This window comes from Phocaeicola plebeius DSM 17135 (genome assembly GCF_000187895.1).
GTDB lineage: Bacteria > Bacteroidota > Bacteroidia > Bacteroidales > Bacteroidaceae > Phocaeicola > Phocaeicola plebeius.
Map to the genome: position 1 here is coordinate 459,921 of NZ_DS990133.1, position 18,614 is coordinate 478,534.

Annotated in this window: 13 protein-coding genes; 11 read left to right on the forward strand and 2 right to left on the reverse strand. The window is 42.4% G+C overall.

Annotation, left to right across the window (positions count from 1 at the left end; genetic code table 11):
• Positions 1-26: 26 nt before the first annotated feature.
• The gene (locus BACPLE_RS14790; protein ID WP_007563390.1) at positions 27-1,034 is read right to left on the reverse strand and encodes a lysylphosphatidylglycerol synthase transmembrane domain-containing protein; all 1,008 of its coding nucleotides are present in this window, start codon (positions 1,032-1,034) and stop codon (positions 27-29) included.
• Positions 1,035-1,109: 75 nt separating this feature from the next.
• On the opposite strand from BACPLE_RS14790, the gene rsmA reads away from it, so the two are divergent.
• The 8 genes from rsmA to BACPLE_RS14830 all read left to right on the forward strand — a co-directional run bounded on the left by rsmA (position 1,110) and on the right by BACPLE_RS14830 (position 13,859).
• Complete coding sequence (gene rsmA, locus BACPLE_RS14795; protein WP_007563391.1) at positions 1,110-1,913, forward strand: 16S rRNA (adenine(1518)-N(6)/adenine(1519)-N(6))-dimethyltransferase RsmA; 804 nt, start codon at positions 1,110-1,112, stop codon at positions 1,911-1,913.
• Between the two features lie 55 nt (positions 1,914-1,968).
• Positions 1,969-3,309 (forward strand): magnesium transporter, encoded by a 1,341-nt coding sequence (mgtE, locus tag BACPLE_RS14800; protein ID WP_007563392.1) that lies wholly within the window; start codon positions 1,969-1,971, stop codon positions 3,307-3,309.
• Positions 3,310-3,613: 304 nt separating this feature from the next.
• Positions 3,614-5,419, forward strand: coding sequence for a DUF349 domain-containing protein (locus BACPLE_RS14805; protein WP_007563393.1), 1,806 nt, complete (start codon positions 3,614-3,616; stop codon positions 5,417-5,419).
• Positions 5,420-5,728: 309 nt separating this feature from the next.
• A complete protein-coding gene (locus BACPLE_RS14810; RefSeq protein ID WP_007563394.1) occupies positions 5,729-9,067 on the forward strand; it encodes a SusC/RagA family TonB-linked outer membrane protein in 3,339 nt (1,112 codons plus the stop codon).
• Between the two features lie 20 nt (positions 9,068-9,087).
• A complete protein-coding gene (locus BACPLE_RS14815) occupies positions 9,088-10,593 on the forward strand; it encodes a RagB/SusD family nutrient uptake outer membrane protein (protein WP_007563395.1) in 1,506 nt (501 codons plus the stop codon).
• A 32-nt stretch (positions 10,594-10,625) separates the two neighbouring features.
• Positions 10,626-11,537: a zinc-binding metallopeptidase gene (locus BACPLE_RS14820; protein ID WP_007563396.1), complete on the forward strand. Its 912-nt coding sequence runs from the start codon at positions 10,626-10,628 to the stop codon at positions 11,535-11,537.
• Positions 11,538-11,563: 26 nt separating this feature from the next.
• On the forward strand, positions 11,564-12,820 hold the full coding sequence (locus tag BACPLE_RS18645; protein ID WP_007563398.1) for a DUF4302 domain-containing protein: 1,257 nt from the start codon (positions 11,564-11,566) through the stop codon (positions 12,818-12,820).
• 25 nt (positions 12,821-12,845) lie between these two features.
• Complete coding sequence (locus tag BACPLE_RS14830; protein WP_007563402.1) at positions 12,846-13,859, forward strand: BACON domain-containing protein; 1,014 nt, start codon at positions 12,846-12,848, stop codon at positions 13,857-13,859.
• Positions 13,860-14,462: 603 nt separating this feature from the next.
• On the opposite strand, the gene BACPLE_RS14835 is transcribed toward BACPLE_RS14830, so the two are convergent.
• Positions 14,463-14,747 (reverse strand): hypothetical protein, encoded by a 285-nt coding sequence (locus BACPLE_RS14835; RefSeq protein WP_007558537.1) that lies wholly within the window; start codon positions 14,745-14,747, stop codon positions 14,463-14,465.
• A 210-nt stretch (positions 14,748-14,957) separates the two neighbouring features.
• Here BACPLE_RS14835 and BACPLE_RS14840 point away from each other — a divergent pair, with 210 nt between their 5' ends.
• From BACPLE_RS14840 to BACPLE_RS14850, 3 genes are all read left to right on the forward strand, one after another.
• Positions 14,958-15,473 (forward strand): RNA polymerase sigma-70 factor, encoded by a 516-nt coding sequence (locus tag BACPLE_RS14840; protein ID WP_007558540.1) that lies wholly within the window; start codon positions 14,958-14,960, stop codon positions 15,471-15,473.
• A 71-nt stretch (positions 15,474-15,544) separates the two neighbouring features.
• Complete coding sequence (locus BACPLE_RS14845; protein WP_007558542.1) at positions 15,545-16,348, forward strand: FecR family protein; 804 nt, start codon at positions 15,545-15,547, stop codon at positions 16,346-16,348.
• A complete protein-coding gene (locus BACPLE_RS14850) occupies positions 16,345-18,612 on the forward strand; it encodes a TonB-dependent receptor domain-containing protein (protein ID WP_007563404.1) in 2,268 nt (755 codons plus the stop codon). Before BACPLE_RS14845 ends, BACPLE_RS14850 begins: the two co-directional genes overlap by 4 nt.
• Positions 18,613-18,614: the final 2 nt, after the last annotated feature.

Consider the following 18,614-nt stretch of genomic DNA (forward strand, 5'->3'; position numbering starts at 1 on the left):
TTTGATTTTATTCCGGAAAAGCAATTTCACTTCCCGGTCCGTTTCTTATTTACAAGTGGTAAGGCTACAAGCCCGTAAACACCTAGCAAAATTAATAAAAAGGTTTGAATACCGTGCACCAGCAGGGCAAATATTCCGGCATCTTCCTTTCCCACCCCATACATCATCATCATGGTAATGACTGCAAAGTGCCACGGACCTGCTCCATTAGGAGTAGGAACGGCCACGGCAATACTGCCCACCACAAACATCACCAGTCCGGGCATCCAGCCCAATGAGGCAGAAAAGTCAAAGCAATAGAAACTCACATAGAATTGCAGGAAATAGCATGCCCAGATGCCCACGGTGTAAAAAGCGAACAGCCACGGATGTTTTACATGCCGAAGCGACAAACATCCGGCCCACACATCGTTCAATATGCCGCGCACCTTCGCAAATACCGTTAAATTGCGGACCAGGAAAAACGCCAGCACGCCCAATGCGAACAGACAGATGAGAGTGATATAAAAGTTGGTAGAAGTAAACAAGCCCGTAAAGAAGCCCATGTTCGTACCTGTCTTTTCAAAGAATGCCGCAAATACGCGCGACTGGAGCAACAGCGTCACTACGGTAATCAGCAGCACACAGATGGTATCAATAAGACGTTCCGTTACCACCGTACCCAGCGATTTGGAGAAAGAAACCCCGTCGTACTTCGACAGGATACCGCAGCGGGAAACCTCTCCTACACGCGGTACGACCAGATTGGCCGCGTACGACACAAAAACCGCATACACACTGTTCGACACCTTGGGGTATTCACCTAACGGGGCCAACGTCAGATTCCAGCGCCAGCCGCGGAACAGATGTCCCAACACACCAAACACCAGCGAAAAGGCCATCCAGCCATAATTCATGCCGCCATCCAGCACGCTCCCCACACGCCGGAAATCAAAATCGTGGTATGTCCAAAGCAGAATAGCCGCTCCGAGTACCAACGGAAGCGCTATCTGGAAGACCTTATTTAGTACTTTTTTTAAACCTGTTCGTTCCAAAATCAGTCTGTATATAAAGATTTATGTTTAACTTTGCAAGTCACAAAGATAATACGAACATTTAAAACCTGAGGTATGAAATTAGTTAAACCTAAAAAGTTTTTAGGACAACACTTCCTGAAAGACCTGCAAGTGGCACAAGACATAGCCGACACGGTAGACGCCTGCCCGGCCCTTCCCGTTCTCGAAGTAGGTCCCGGAATGGGAGTTCTCACCCAATACCTGCTGAAAAAAGACCGCCCGCTCAAAGTGGTGGAGCTGGATTTTGAATCGGTAGCTTACCTGCGTGAGAATTTTCCGCAATTAGGAGACCATATCATCGAGCAGGATTTCCTGAAAATGGACCTCCGGCAACTTTTCGACGGACAGCCTTTTGTGCTGACCGGCAACTATCCCTACAATATTTCCAGCCAGATATTCTTCAAGATGCTCGACTACAAGGACTTGATTCCCTGCTGCACGGGCATGATTCAGAAGGAAGTGGCCGAACGCATCGCGGCTCGTCCGGGCAACAAGACCTACGGCATTCTGAGCGTACTGATTCAAGCCTGGTACAGCGTGGAATACCTGTTCACCGTACACGAACATGTATTCAATCCTCCTCCCAAGGTAAAGAGTGCCGTCATCCGCATGACCCGCAACGAGACCAAGGAGTTGGGATGCAACGAGCAATTGTTCAAGCAGATTGTCAAGACGACATTCAACCAGCGTCGCAAGACGCTCCGCAACTCCATTTCTCCGATTCTGGAGAAAGGAAATCCGCTCAGTGCCGACCCTATCTTCAACAAACGGCCTGAACAGCTTTCCGTACAAGACTTCATCGACCTGACCAACCGGGTGGAAGAAGCCTTGAATTCCTCAGCCGCAAAGGCCGAGTGACCCTGCACACGAGACTTACAGACTACGATAACAACCCTCATCAGGAGTTTACAAGATGAATAGCGAAGATATTAAATTAGTCACCGAACTGATTGAGAAGAAAGATTCCGACCAGTTAAAAGAAGTCATCAAGGACCTGCATCCGGCCGACATCGCCGAGCTGTGCAACGAGCTGGACGCAGAAGATGCCCGCTTCATCTACCTGCTGCTGGACAACGAAACGGCAGCCGACGTACTGATTGAAATGGACGAGGATGCCCGAAAGAAATTCCTCGAAATCCTTCCCCCTGAAACCATCGCCAAGCGCTTTGTCGACTACATGGATTCGGACGATGCCGTAGACATCATCCGTGAAATGGACGAAGACAAGCAGGAAGAAGTGCTTTCACACATTGAAGACATCGAACAGGCAGGCGACATCGTCGACTTGCTGAAATACGACGAAGACACCGCCGGCGGTTTGATGGGTACGGAAATGGTGATCGTGAATGAGAACTGGAGTATGCCCGAATGCCTGCGCGAAATGCGACTGCAGGCAGAAGAAATGGACGAGATATATTATGTATATGTGGTAGACGACGATGAACGCCTGCGCGGCGTATTCCCACTGAAAAAGATGATTACCAGTCCGTCGGTTTCCAAGGTAAAACACGTAATGAAAAAGGACCCGATTTCCGTCCATGTGGATACGCCCATTGAAGAGGTAGTGCAGACCATTGAAAAATATGACTTGGTGGCCGTTCCTGTGGTCGACAGCATCGGCCGCCTGGTAGGGCGCATCACCGTAGACGACGTAATGGACGAGGTGCGTGAACAGGCCGAACGCGACTACCAGTTGGCATCCGGTTTGTCACAGGACGTAGAAACAGACGACAACGTGTTCCGCCAGACCACCGCACGCCTTCCGTGGCTGCTCATCGGTATGCTGGGTGGAATCGGTAACTCCATGATTCTAGGCAACTTTGACTCTACCTTTGCCGCTCATCCGGAAATGGCGCTCTACATTCCCCTTATCGGTGGAACGGGAGGAAACGTGGGAACCCAGTCCTCCGCATTGGTTGTGCAAGGTCTGGCCAACAGCTCACTGAACGCCGAAAACACGTTCAAGCAGGTTCTGAAAGAATCCGTTGTAGCCCTTATCAATGCCACCATCATTTCCATGCTGGTGTATATCTACAACTTCATCCGTTTCGGAGCTACAGCTACGGTCAGCTATTCGGTATCCATCAGCCTGTTTGCCGTGGTCATGTTTGCTTCCATTTTCGGCACACTGGTACCCATGACTCTGGAAAAACTGAAAATTGATCCAGCCATTGCCACCGGACCGTTTATCTCCATTACCAACGACATTATCGGTATGCTCATGTACATGGGAATTACCGTATTATTATCTTAAATTTTCGTTAAACAGAACACAAATGCGTTTGAAGTAAAACACAAGTACATTTTACTTCAAACGCATTTACGTTTTAATCAAAGCGTCTTTGCGTTTTCTTTCAAACGCAAGGGCGTTTTTTTCACCCCCTCTACAAGCCCTTCTGAGCCACATTCCTCGTCTTTTTATTTCTAAAAATGATTCTTACCTTATAGTTTTTTTCTGAAAAAGTATGAAAATCAGATTTTTTTTCTTTAATTTGTAAGAACCTTTACTAATGGTAAAGAAAAAACTAGGATATTATACTCTTTAAAATCTATATACGATGGAAGTAAATGAAACCAACCGCCCATTAACCGAAACTCCGATGGAACAACCCATTGAAGCACCGGTTCCTACTGTTGAAGACACCGAAAAGGAAACATCCGCTCCCAAACAGACACTGGAAGAAGTGGTGCAACGCCTCAAGGAAATCAACGAGAAAAACGACCTGACCGACAAGCAGGAAATCGATTCACTTAAACAAACGTTCTATAAACTACAAAAAGCCAAATCAGAAGCGGCACGGAAAGCTTTCATCGACGAAGGGGGAAAGGCAGAAGACTTCACTCCGGAAACAGAACCGGCAGAAGAAGAGTTCAAAGCTGTCATGAACGCCATCAAGGAGAAAAGAAATGCCTTAGCGGCTGCACAGGAAAAGGAAAAAGAGGATAATCTGACCAAGAAACTGGGTATCTTGGAAAGAATGAAGTTCCTGACCGAATCGCAGGAAGATACCAACAAGATATACGACGAATTTAAAAAGTTACAGCAAGAATGGAATGAAATAGGCCAGATTCCGGTAGCCAAAGTAAACGAGTTGTGGAAAACCTACCAGCTTTACACCGAAAAATTCTATGACATGGTGAAGCTGAACAACGAATTCCGCGAATATGACTTCAAGAAAAATCTGGAGCAGAAAACCCGTTTGTGCGAAGCTGCAGAAAAATTGGCTGAAGAGCCCGACGTAATTTCTGCTTTCCACCAGTTGCAGAAACTTCATCAGGAATTCCGTGCCATCGGTCCGGTAGCTAAAGACCTGCGCGAAGAAATCTGGAGCCGTTTCAAGGCTGCCTCTACCGTGGTCAACAAACGTCATCAGCAACATTTTGAAGAACTGAAAGAAAAAGAACAGAATAACCTGGACCAGAAGACGGTGATTTGCGAAATCGTGGAAGGTATGGAATATGACACCTTCACTACTTTTGCCGACTGGGAAGACAAGACCAATGAAATCCTTGCCCTTCAGGCCAAATGGAAAACCATCGGCTATGCTCCGCAAAAGATGAACGTCAAGATTTTCGAACGTTTCCGCGCTGCCTGCGATGAATTCTTCCGCCGGAAAGCTGCTTTCTTCAAATCTGTGAAGGAAACAATGGCAGCCAACCTGGAAAAGAAAAAAGCGTTCTGCGAAAAGGCTGAAGCCCTGAAAGAAAGTACCGACTGGAAAGAAACAGCTGAAATCCTGACCAAGCTCCAGAAAGAATGGAAGAACATCGGTCCGGTAGCCAAAAAGCATTCCGATGCCGTATGGAAACGATTCATCGGTGCCTGCGACTATTTCTTTGAACGGAAAAACAAGGCGACTTCTTCACAACGCTCGGAAGAAGTGGAAAACCTAGCAAAGAAAGAAGATGTCATTAAGCGTATGGCTGCCCTGGAAGCTGCCGGAACTGCAGACGATGCAACTGCCGAACAAGTACGTGCCCTGATGAAGGAATGGAATGCCATCGGCTTCGTTCCTTTCAAGGAAAAAGACCGTCTGTATAAAGAATTCCATGCATTGGTAGACAAGCTGTTCGACCGCCTGCACCTGTCGGCTACCGAAAAACGCCTGAGCAGTGTACGCACCAACGGAAACAAGGAAGGAAATCTCTACCGCGACCGTGAACGTCTGGTTCGCACTTACGAAGGACTGAAAAACGACATTCAGACCTACGAAAACAACCTTGGCTTCCTGAATTCTTCTTCCAAGAAGGGAAATACCCTGGTAGCTGATATCAGCCGTAAGATTGAACGTCTGAAAAAAGACATGGAACTGGTATTGAAAAAAATCAAGGATATTGATGAAAGTTTGAAAGAAAAAGAATAAGTTTCTCAAAACACAGCATAAAAAAGCCCGTTTTTCAAAAGTAAAAGCGGGATTTTTTTATGCCCCTTTCTTACTAAAAATATATTCTAATATTAAAACTATAATTAATATCTATAATCATACTCCCGCCCTTCAATATAAACATAATAAAACATTTTATAAACAAATAATAGCATAGTGTTATATATACACCATTTTTATAAAAAAATCTGATATTACAATATTTATTTTGCTTTTTTCATAAAAATAATTTGATATTAAATTTCACATTATTATATTTGTAAATGTAGTTAATTTTATCAAGTACTTATGAAAAAAACAATTCTGTTATTGGGTATTTACTTATGTATTGCCATAAGTAATATACTAGCTCAGACATCCCAAGTGGCGGGACTCGTGGTTACTGCAGAAGAAAATGAACCTGTTGTAGGTGCTTCTGTATTAGTAGTAGGAACAACTATTGGTGGAATTACGGACTTGGACGGAAAATTCACTCTGAACAACGTACCATCTTCTGCCCGTAGCTTACAAATTTCTTTTATCGGCTACAAAACTCAAACACTACCAATCAACAGAAAAGGAGTCATGAAGGTAGTTCTGGAATCTGATTCAGAGGTACTAGAAGAAGTGGTTGTTACCGGTATGACCAAAGTTGACAAACGCTTATTTACAGGAGCAGCCGACCGCTTGACAGCATCAGATGTAAAACTAGATGGTATGGCCGACATCAGCCGTGGCTTGGAAGGACGTTCTGCAGGTGTATCCGTACAGAATGTATCAGGAACCTTCGGTACAGCCCCTAAAATCCGTGTACGTGGTGCCACTTCTATCTATGGAAACTCCAAACCATTATGGGTTGTAGATGGAGTTATTATGGATGATGTAGTAGAAATTGGAGCCAATGACCTGTCTTCAGGAGATGCAACAACGCTTATCAGTTCAGCAATTGCCGGCCTCAACTCAGATGATATTGAAAGTTTCCAAATTCTAAAAGACGGATCTGCCACATCTATTTATGGTGCCAGAGCTATGGCAGGTGTGATTGTAGTCAACACTAAAAAAGGAAAAGCCGGAACAAGCCGTTTCAACTATACAGGAGAATTTACTACACGCTTAAAGCCCTCTTACCGGACATTCAACATCATGAATTCACAGGATCAGATGGGAATCTACAAAGAATTACAAGACAAAGGATGGCTCAATCTGGCAAGTACATACCGAGCAGCCAACAGTGGAGTATATGGAAAAATGTATCACCTTATAAATACATACGACCCTGAAACAGGACAATTTGCATTATTAAACAACACGCTAAATCGCAATGCATATCTGCGCCAAGCGGAATACAGAAATACAGACTGGTTCGATTTACTATTCAGCAATGCCCTGATGATGAATCACTCTATCAGCATGTCTAGTGGATCAGACAAATCTACGTCTTATGTTTCTTTAAGCGCAATGACGGATCCAGGATGGATGAAAGGCACAAATGTACAACGCTATACAGCAAACTTAAATACAACATATAATATTCATAAGGATTTGTCAATAACAGTTATAGCCAATGGATCTTATCGTAAACAGAAAGCACCGGGAACCATTGGCCAATCAAGGGACGCTGTCACAGGAGAAGTGTCCAGAGGATTTGATATCAACCCTTATTCTTATGCCTTGAACACTTCAAGAACCTTAGACCCCAATGAATATTATACACGTAACTATGCCGATTTTAATATATTCAACGAATTAAACACCAATAATATCACCCTAAACGTCGTGGACTTAAAGTTCCAGGGAGAATTAAAGTGGAAGCCTATCATGGGATTAGAAATTAGTGCGTTGGGAGCAGTGAAATATTCATCCTCTTCACAAGAACATAAAATCACAGAACATTCTAATCAAGCCATGGCCTATCGCGCAATGGACGATGCAACCATGAGAGACAATAACCCGTGGTTATATACAGACCCTGACATTATTAACTCTCTGCCATTTTCTATCCTTCCTAAAGGCGGATTCTACAACAAAACCGATTATCGCATGTTTAGCTACGACTTCCGTCTATCGGCTTCATGGAACAAGGTATTTGGTAACGACAACATCATAAATCTATATGCAGGTATGGAGGCCAATGCCCAAGACCGCTCCAATAATGCTTTCCAAGGATGGGGTATGCAATATGACAACGGTGAAATTCCTTACTTTGATTACAACGCATTCAAAAAGATGCGAGAAGATAACTCTGATTACTATTCTTTAACTAATACCAAAAGAAGAACATTGGCCTACTTTGCAACAGGAACCTACTCTTACCAAGGACGCTACAGCCTAACAGGAACATTTCGTTACGAAGGCTCTAACCGATTAGGAAAAGCCCGCTCTGCACGCTGGTTACCTACATGGAATATAGGTGTAGCATGGAATATGCATGAGGAAAAATTCTTCGAGAAGCTTCAACCTGCACTTTCCCACTTTACCCTGAAATCATCTTATAGCTTGACAGCTGATGCTGGTCCTGCCGACGTTACAAATTCTTTTGTAAATATCAACAGTTATACTCCATGGCGTCCCAGCGCTTCTGTCGGTGAGTCCGGATTACACATTGTAGAACTGGAAAATGGCGATTTGACATATGAGAAAAAGCATGAAATCAATGTAGGAGTTGATATGGGTTTCCTGAACAACCGGATAAACATGGAATTAGCGTGGTACAAACGCAACAACTATGACCTGATAGGAGCCGTACTAACCCAAGGAGTTGGTGGCGAAACAAGAAGAAATGCCAACCTTGCATCTATGAAATCACATGGATATGAAGTTAGTCTATCTACTCAAAACATTGTAACCAAAGATTTCCAATGGACAACAGACTTTATCTTTGGCTATAGCAAAACCAAGATTACAGATCTTAAATCACAGACTTATTTATTTGACTTGGTAACCGGATACGGTCAGCGAGAGGGATATGACTGGGGAAGCTTATTCTCCATTCCATTTGCCGGCCTTGACGAAGATGGTTTCCCGACCTTCTGGTGGAACGGAGAACTTATTGACAAAACAAATTATGGATCTATCAATTTCCAGCAAATTCAAGATGTAGACTTCTTGAAGTATGAAGGGCCGCGCGACCCGACAATAACTGGTAGTTTTGGAAACGTATTCAAATACAAGGGGTTCAAACTAAATGTATTTATCACTTACTCTGCAGGAAATAAAGTAAGACTAGACCCTCAATTCTCTAGTACATACAATGACCTGGACGCAACTCCTAAGGATTTCAAGAACCGTTGGATGCTGCCTGGCGAAGAAAAGATTACCAACATTCCTGTTATCCCTAGTGCACGCGATAACCAGAAATACAGTAACCTGAATTATGCATATAATGCTTATAACTATTCTGATGCACGAATTGCAGACGGAGGATTTATTCGTATGAAAGAAATCTCACTAACCTACGATTTCCCTAAAGCATTATTGGGTAGTCAGAATATTCTGAAAACGTTATCACTGAAAGTACAGGCTACAAATCTATTTTTAATTTACTCCGATGACAAACTTAACGGACAAGACCCGGAATTCTTTAACTCCGGTGGAGTAGCAGCTCCTGTACCTAAACAATTCACATTTACATTAAGAGCAGGATTTTAACCTTAAATACCTATAGAGTTATGAAAATAAGACATTTACTATTCAATACAGTTCTGTTAGCAACCACCTTCGGAATCTCATCATGTGATGATTTTCTGGACACAATGCCAGACCAAAGAACAGAGCTTGACAATGCAGACAAGGTCCGTGATATTCTCATCTCTGCTTATCCAGCACAATATCCTATGCTTATGTTCGAATTTATGTCCGACAATTATGATGATAATGGTGATACTTATAGCAGCCCCAGTAATTTAGTCATAGAATCATACCATTGGCAAGATGCTGTAGAGTCTGACCAGGACTCTCCTAACGGACTTTGGAATGCATGTTATAGCGCCATTGCTGCAGCCAATCAAGCACTTGAAGCTATCGAGGAGCTAGGAGATACCGAAGAACTACAAGTCTACAAAGGAGAGGCTTTATTATGCAGAGCTTATGGCCACTTCCTGTTATCCAACATATTCTGCATGGCTTATAACCCTCAAACCGCAGAGTCTACTCTCGGTATACCGTATATCACAGCTCCAGAAAAAACAGTAGGTGTAGTATATGAAAGAGGAACAATGCAACAAGTGTACGAAATGATTGATGCAGATATTGAAAAAGCTCTTCCTCTAATAAAAAATGCAAGCTTTGATGTACCATTGTATCATTTTAACACGAAAGCAGCTTATGCTTTTGCTGCACGCTTCAATCTTTTCTACGGAAAAGATTATGACAAAGTCATAGCTTATGCAACAGAAGCTGTGGGCAATAATCCAATCTCTGTATTAAGAGATTTAAGCCAGTACGATAAATTTACAACAATGGAAGAATGGACTTATGGATATATAAATAAAGACGAGCCGGCAAATCTGCTATTACTTCCTACAATATCACGCTATGGAAGAGCTTTTAATCAACGTTATGCTATTACACAGAATATCATGCGCTCCCAGTTAGTATGGTCAGAATTTCCCGGAGGCACACAGTTGGAAGTATACAACACAGTTTTCCAATCTAACTATGTCAGCTACATCGTTCCCAAGATGGCCGAACTATTCGAAATCACAAACCAAATAGCTCAGACAGGATATCCACATATCGTAGTACCAGCCTTTACAACCGACGAAGCACTTTTATGTAGAGCCGAAGCATATATTCTGAAAAAAGAATATGATAAAGCAGCTACTGATTTATCATATTGGTATGTCAAAAAAGGAATAACTTCTCATACCTCTGATGAGATTGCTGACTTTTATAAGAACAGTTCACCCGAGACCAATGCAAAACCGCTTAATACAGGAGTTACCTACGATGAGAAACAAACGAATATGCTTCATGCTGTCTTGCATGCACGCCGGGTTGAAAGCATCCATGAAGGAGGACGATGGATGGATATTAAACGATATGGCTTATCAATCACACATAACATATATGGAAGTGACCCAATCATTCTGACTGCCGACGATCCACGTAAGGCAATTCAACTACCGATTGATGTACTAGCCGCTCCAGGAGACATGACTCCTAACCCTAGATAAATCATAAATATTACACTAATAAAAACAAGACCATGAAAACAAATATAATTGCATATTTACTATTAGCTTTCCTGACAGGAAACATTATCACTTCTTGTTCTGAGGAAGAGCTGAGTGATGTCAGTATTTTCGATGAAAGTCTGCAAAGTGAGCCTAACGAACTAGATAAGTGGATTGAAAAAAACTATTTATATGCCTACAACATCGACTTTAAGTACCGAATGGAGGATATAGAATCAAGCCTAAGCAATAATCTGGTTCCTATAGACTATCAATTAGCAGTCCAAATGGCACGTATCATCAAACACGTTTGGTTTGAAGCATACGACGAAGTTGGAGGAATTAATTTTACTCGCCAATATGCACCTAAGGTTATCCACCTGATTGGTTCCAGACAATGGAATCCTAACGGAACTGTTACTTTAGGATATGCAGAAGGAGGACTAAAAGTTACACTCGTAGGAGGAAACTGGCTAGAACCTGACAATATTCCATTTATGAATGAAATGTATTTTCAGACTATGCACCATGAATTTTCTCACATCTTGCATCAAACAAAAAATTACCCTGTAGAATACAATCAGTTGAGCGAAGGGCACTATTCTCCGTCAGGGTGGAATAATAGAACTAATATTGCCCAGTATGCTCCTTATGGTTTCGTAACAGCCTATGGTAGCAGCCAGCCTACAGAAGATATTGCAGAAGTAACAGCATGCTATTTGACATGGTCGCAAGAACAATGGGACGCACTAGAAGCTGGAACGAAAACCGACGTAGATGGAAATCCTGTTAGTGGAGGATGGGAAATTATCCAACAAAAAATTACGATCATGAAGAATTACATGAAAGAAAGTTTTGGGGTAGATATGGATCAGCTAAGAGATGCTATCAACCGAAGATGTGAGGAGATTCAACACATGGATTTAAATGAGTTACCTGAATAATAGTGAAACTTACAAATAAAACTCGTATGAAAAAAATATTACCTTATATAGCTTGTTTCTTTATGTTGTTTCTGCAAGCGTGTAATAACGAAGTAGACGATTTATTCGACACACCTGCACAACAACGAGTTAATGAAGAACTTAAGGCCTGCAAGGAGCTGTTAATTAGCTCCGAGAATGGATGGGTAATGGAATATTATCCATCAGCTAACCAATCGTATGGAGGTTATGTCATGATTTTAAAATTTACAGACAAAGATGTTACCGTACAGTCTGAAATTGCCGCTAACCCTTCAGATGCTGTTACGAGCTTATATTCATTAAAATCTGACATGGGACCTACCTTAAACTTTGATACTTATAATAAATACTTGCATTACTTTGCCGACCCAGATAATAATGGGGGAGCCGGATTGGGTAAAGGATATGAAGGTGATTATGAATTTATTATTCAATCACATACAGAAAATGAGATTACCTTAAAAGGAAAAAAGACTAAAAACATCATCAAGATGAAACGTATGGAAACAAGCGGAGACGCTTATTTGACAGAAATTATCAAAACACGTACAAACATAACTTCCATACAAGGCATTTTAGGGTATAAAGGAGAGGTTAACGGACAAGAAGTTTCTATCACCATACCTTCCGACCGCAGAATGACCATTCAGGTTGGGACTGAACAAATTTTTAATGTAGCATATATGTATGGTTTATCGGGTATACAATTTTACCAACCTATAGAAATAGGAGGAAATGAGATATCGGGTCTGGAATGGTCTGAAACAAACAACAGTTTTATGTGGAATGAAAACACGCTCGAACAAATACCAGATCCTATTTATCCCAAATATTTAAAATATTTAGGAAACTACAATATGAACTATTTCTATGGTCAAACGGAAAGAAACATACCTGTTACATTAATCGCAAAAACATTTAACGGAAGCGAAAAATCATATGAACTGCAAGGCCTTCCTTTCCCATTACAAGTCAGCTACAATGTAGAACAAGACTGTCTTGAGATTCTTACCTACCAAAAAGACGGTTACTATGTAGCCGTATGGGAAGTAATTGGTAATGGAACGTTAAGCTGGGCTGGTGGATTAGGCTTAATAGGTAAACTAAAAGAAGGAACTTCAAACGTCTATGAATTCGTAGATAATGGCGTATGGGGAACTAATATCGCACGTGCGCTCATCCTATGGAGCGCGTCTGGAGAATACAAAGGCTTTGGAGGAGATACGCGCTTTCAATATATCATATTGACTAAAATTCAATGAATAACCTTTAATAAATAGTTGGCTTATGAAAAAAATACATATTCTCTGCATTGGTATATTTCTCCTATGCATTACAGGATGTTCTGAAGAAGAAAGTATTCCTCAGGAATTAAAAGTAATAGAGACTCATGCCGATTTTGATTGTTTTGGCGGGACCGGAACCATTCAATTCACCTCCTCATCTCCTGCTACAGTAACATCAAATGAAGATTGGTGCAAAGTCAGTCTTGCAGGAAATATCATTACGCTAGAAGTAGAGCCGAACCTAAGTATCAACAGCCGTACCGCTATCGTTTATCTCAAAACGGAAACGCAAGAAACATTTGTGCCAATTTCTCAACTTGGTGATATTTTATATCATGATTTTCAGAACGTAAGTTTCTCTGGAGAAGGAGGTGAAATGACATTCCATGTAAAATCAAACCACAATGTCATTTTTGAAAATGTAGATACATCATGGATTACAATTACACAAGAAGAAGATGTAGTTACAATTAAAGCAACTCCACTAACAAGAGGTTTACGAGAAAATACCATATTGATAAAAGCAGGAGAGCATCAAATTGCAATTACTTTTAAACAAGTTAATATAACAGGTTTGTATGACTGCTTCATCAATGGTGGTACAACTAATTATGGTACCTGTACGATTGAAACTACTGAGAAAGAGAATGTATACCGCGTAACTCCGGAAGGAAGTGCATTTGACGCACCTTATAATATCATTTATAACAACGGAAAATTATCTATTCCTTTCGGGCAATATTTAGGGAAATATGAAGGTAATCAGCCCTATGTCTATTTATGTTCTTATGACAAAGTCGGACGATTGGGCTGGAACTCAAACTCCAGTTATGAAGCAGAATTTAGGTTAGAAAACGACAAAGCTGTCCTGACTTTTAAAGATAATGGTAGTTGGAGCGGACAACACATAGACGGTTTCTATTATGGTCTATTCAGTAATTTATTAGAAAACGGAGGAACCACCACTGGTGCCGGAATAGCAGCAATTGTAGATCTTGTATGGATTAGCAAATAAAGATTTTAATAACGATTCTAATTATTAGAATCAACCTACTTTAATAAGAGACATTTGTAGTTTACAAATGCCTCTTATTTTATCTTCTTACAAGTAATTCATATAAAAATTAATTACAATGTCACCTCAATGAAGAACACGCGTTATTAACCTAAACTTATAAAAGCTTTTTGAAAAAAGTTTCTCAAATATTTTCTTATCACAAAAAAAACTTTTAAATTAATGCCAAATTTCAAAAATAAAGATTATCACAACACACTAACAATAAATAAAATATCAGCAAAACTTAATTCCGAATGATTAAAAAACAACAGCTGTATTTACAACTAATTATTCCTCAATATTTTATAAGCAATAAGTCAGGAATATGGTCGTTGTCTTTAATTGTACATTCTAAAGGATGAAGATTTAACATTTTTATTATTTCTTAGCTTATTTGACTTATTATCACCTGTTCGTACAGTCAGAGTACTTCTTCCGAAAGTTGTTCGGGCTCCTCGTCCGTCACCTTATGTTGGTTGACGCCGGGAAAGTAGTGACGCGCGTAAATCATCTGTTGCCGGATGTTGCTGGTCGTCACGTACCGCCCAACATTCTATTAATTTATGAGCGTGCTCTAGCGGGTGATAATAAGTCGGTGAGTTGTCCCATCAAGCCGAAGAGGAACCGGAAATTATTATTTACCAGTTCGTGGTCACCTTCGATGAAGCAGTCCTTGATAAGCGTTCTCATAGCCGATACCTCGTCTTTCTTGGATACGGGCATGAACTTGGAGAACTGCGAAAAAGTTGGTTCTGCCATGAGGGCTACATACATCTCCTTTTTACCGCAAAAGGTTTTCCGAACTCCACCATCAAATAAACCTTGCGCAACTTCTTTTTCTTCCATAAACGTATTTTTTATTTTCCGATAGATATAGGACGGAAAAAAAGAAAGAATGTGGAAAAACGGAAAGGAAAGTGCGGAAACCCCGTGATGTTTTCCACCATGTGTATATGGGAAAGGGGTACGTTATATTTCTTTAACAATATGAAATAGTGAATTTTGCCTTATTTTGTGTCCTTTTATGTAGACACACAGAATAATAAGCCTATTTGTATGAATAAATTTACAATAGACATAGACGAAACATTTAAATACCATTATCGTTCGTTATGCTTGTACGTGCTGCACTATGTCCATGATACGGATATTGCAGAAGACATCGTACAAGATAGTTTTTCTGCCTTGTGGGAGAAATTAAGTATCAGTGGAGCCGAGATAGAAAATGTCAAAGCCTACCTTTATACGACTGCCCGCAACCGCAGCCTGGACTATCTGAAGAAGGAGGAGATTTATGATCCGAATCTTTCCCCTTCTGATTTTGAAGATACGTTGAGCGATGAGGAAGCGGAGGAACGTTCGGTCAGGGAAGCGCGGATGTGGACTGCCATTGATGCCTTGCCCGAACGCTGCCGGGAGATATTCCTGCTGAACAAACGCGACGGCATGAAATACAGGGAGATAGCCGCCAAGTTCCAGATTTCCGTAAATACGGTGGATAACCACATCAGCAAGGCGCTCCGACTGATACGGGAAGGGACACAGAAAGTTTACGCATTCTTATTTAACTAATATTCACAAATTCCGCATAGTGAATTTGTCTGTAATCCCAGTCATTAATACGAAAACCAAAATAAAAGAGTATGAGAACCACGGATGAAAAATGCCTTCATTTTGTCTTGCGCCACTATCAGAAGAACAAGTTGGATACGCAAAAAGCATTGAAGGCTTTCAAAGAGAAATACCAGATAACGGAACAGGAACGGAAATCCTTCCGCTTGTGGTGGATACTTCCCGGTATGGCGGCAGCCATTCTGGTCGCAGTCCTTATTTATCCCCGCTTCCGGGAAAACGGAGCATGGAAGGAGGTAACGGCTTACTCGCACCCCGTGGATTATATGCTTCCGGACAGTTCCTCCATAACCCTGTTCCCGCATTCTTCCGTCCGTTTCCACGCAAAAGATTACCGGAAATCCAGCCGCAAAGTTCACATGGAAGGAAAAGTCGCGTTTTCTGTCAAGCATGACAATGCCCACCCGTTTACGGTAGAAGGGAAACTGTCCCAAGTCAGGGTATTGGGTACTGTCTTTACCGTCGATGAGAGCCGTGCAGACACAGCTATCGTGCAAGTCACATCGGGAAAGGTGCAGTTCTCAGCAATCGGGCAACCGGACGTTGTGATACTGACCGGAGGCATGGCAGCGCAAGTGACGGAAGAACAACCGGACGTACAGGTAATCAAAGAACGGAAAGCGGGCAGCTTTATTTTCGACAACGCCCCACTTCCAAAGGTACTTGAGGAATTGTCCCGATATTATAAAGTCAAACTATCCGCAAGCAATGAGAATAAACGCCTGACGGCCAGCTTCAAGAACAAAAGCCTTGATGAAATAATCAGGTTTATAGAGAAAGTGTTGAATGTAAAGATAGAAAAAGTAAAACAATGAAGTTAACAATCATTGCGATTATATTGTGTGTCTCTCTGGGTGCTAAAGCCCAACAGGATTCAACCGAAATGAAAAAAGCCATAGATGCCATGCAAAAAATGTATTCTGTTCATTTCGTATACGATTCTTCCTTGGCAAATATAAAGCCCAAAGGTATCTTCCAGCGGAGCAGTTCCTTGCCTGAGAACCTAAAAAGGATTTTCAGCGGAACCGGCATCCGATGGGAGATTCAGGGAGAATATGTCCTGCTGTTCCGCCAGAACAACTATACTTTTTCCGGCCACATATGCGAGGATAAGGGAGAAACGCTGATCAACGTGACCATTTTCGATTTGAATACCCAAACGGGAACACTGAGTAACGAACAGGGATTTTTCAGCATTACGCTGCCGGAGGGGAAACACAAACTTCGTTTCTCTTATATAGGTTATCAGGATGTGGTGAAGGAGGTGGATTTGACATCCAATTACAACGGTGTCATCTACCTGAAAGAAAGCAATACTTCGCTGAAAGAAGTAGTAGTGGTTGCAGACTTGAACGCTTCCCTCCGCACGACACAGACCGGCAAAGTGTCGCTGACCTCGGAACAGTTGAATACGGAGTTTTCGCTGCTTAGTTCACCGGACTTGGTAAAGACCCTCCAGAATATTCCCGGTGTGGCTTCCGGAACGGAGCTGCTTTCCGGCATGTATGTACACGGAGGCAAGAACGATGAGAACCTTTTTCTGCTGGACGGAACACCGCTTTACCAGATCAACCATTTGGGCGGGCTGTTCTCCGCTTTCAATACGGATATTATCAAAAACGTGGATTTCTATAAAAGCGGTTTCCCGGCACGTTACGGCGGCAGACTTTCTTCCGTAGTGGATGTACGCACCAAAGAGGGGAACATGAAGGAGTTTCACGGGACTTTCTCCTTGGGGCTGCTCGATGGCAGAGTCCAGTTTGAAGGCCCGATCATAAAAGACAAGACCTCGTTCAACATAGCCATGCGAAGAAGTTGGGCAGATCTTTTCACAGCTCCGGCATTCTTCCTGCTCAACCGTTCCAATCCCGATGACAAAAAGAACGTGCGCTATGCCTTTCACGACATCAACGGGAAAATCACCCACCGTTTTTCGGACAATAATAAACTGTCCCTTAGCGTGTATTCCGGAAATGACCTGCTGAAGACAAAAGCCCGGCAGACGTTCGAAGACGGGGAACATTACGACTCCGATTTCAAGGCTCAATGGGGCAACCTGACTACGGCTTTGACGTGGAACTGTCAAATCGTCCCGAAGTTGTCCGGCAGTTTCACCGGTGTCTATTCACGCAATATCTCCATGTATGATTATGTGGAAGGCAGCCGTTTCTTTTCCGACGGGGAACAAACTTCCATGACGGGAATGGAACGGTCCAACCGTTCCACAATCGACGACATGGGATACCGCATGGAGTTCGACTACCGTCCCGGCACGAATCATCATATACGCTTTGGCAGCAATTATCTGCATCACATATATCATCCGCAAAGCACGGCTTCCAGAAACCAGACGGACAGGGATACCTTATCGACAGAAAACGCAAGCAGCTATAAGGGTAACGAGGTCGCTTTTTATGTGGAAGATGAAATGCGGCTGTCCTCCAGGACGAAATTAAACGCGGGACTGCATTACACCCTTTATCAGACAGACGGAAAGATGTACCATTCCTTGGAGCCAAGACTGGCCATGAGTTACCAATGCTCGGAAAAAGCCACGATGAAAGTGTCCTATACGGAAATGAGCCAATTTGCGCACCAACTGTCAAACACCTATCTGAACCTGCCGACAGACAGTTGGGTTCCTTCCACACGCAAAGTTCGTCCCATGCGTTCAAGGCAAGTGGCAGCCGGGATATATACGGAGTTGCCTTGGCATATCAGTTTGAACGTGGAAGGATATTACCGTACCACAAGCCAACTGCTGGAATACGACGGAGGCAACAGCCTGATGCTTCCTGCCGAGAACTGGGACAATCTGGTCAAGACCGGCAAGGGAAAGTCTTACGGCGTAGAATTGTCATTGGCATACAAAGACCGTTACAATGTCATCGAAGCAGGATATACGCTTTCATGGAGCTTGCAAAAGTTTACTGATTTTTATCCCGGCTGGTATTCCAGCAAGTTCGACAACCGGCATAAACTGAACATCGCCTACCGGCATAAGTTCAATGACCGTATAGATGCCTACGCCGCATGGGTTTACCGTAGCGGAATCCACCACAGGCGAGTGGAGGATTAGAT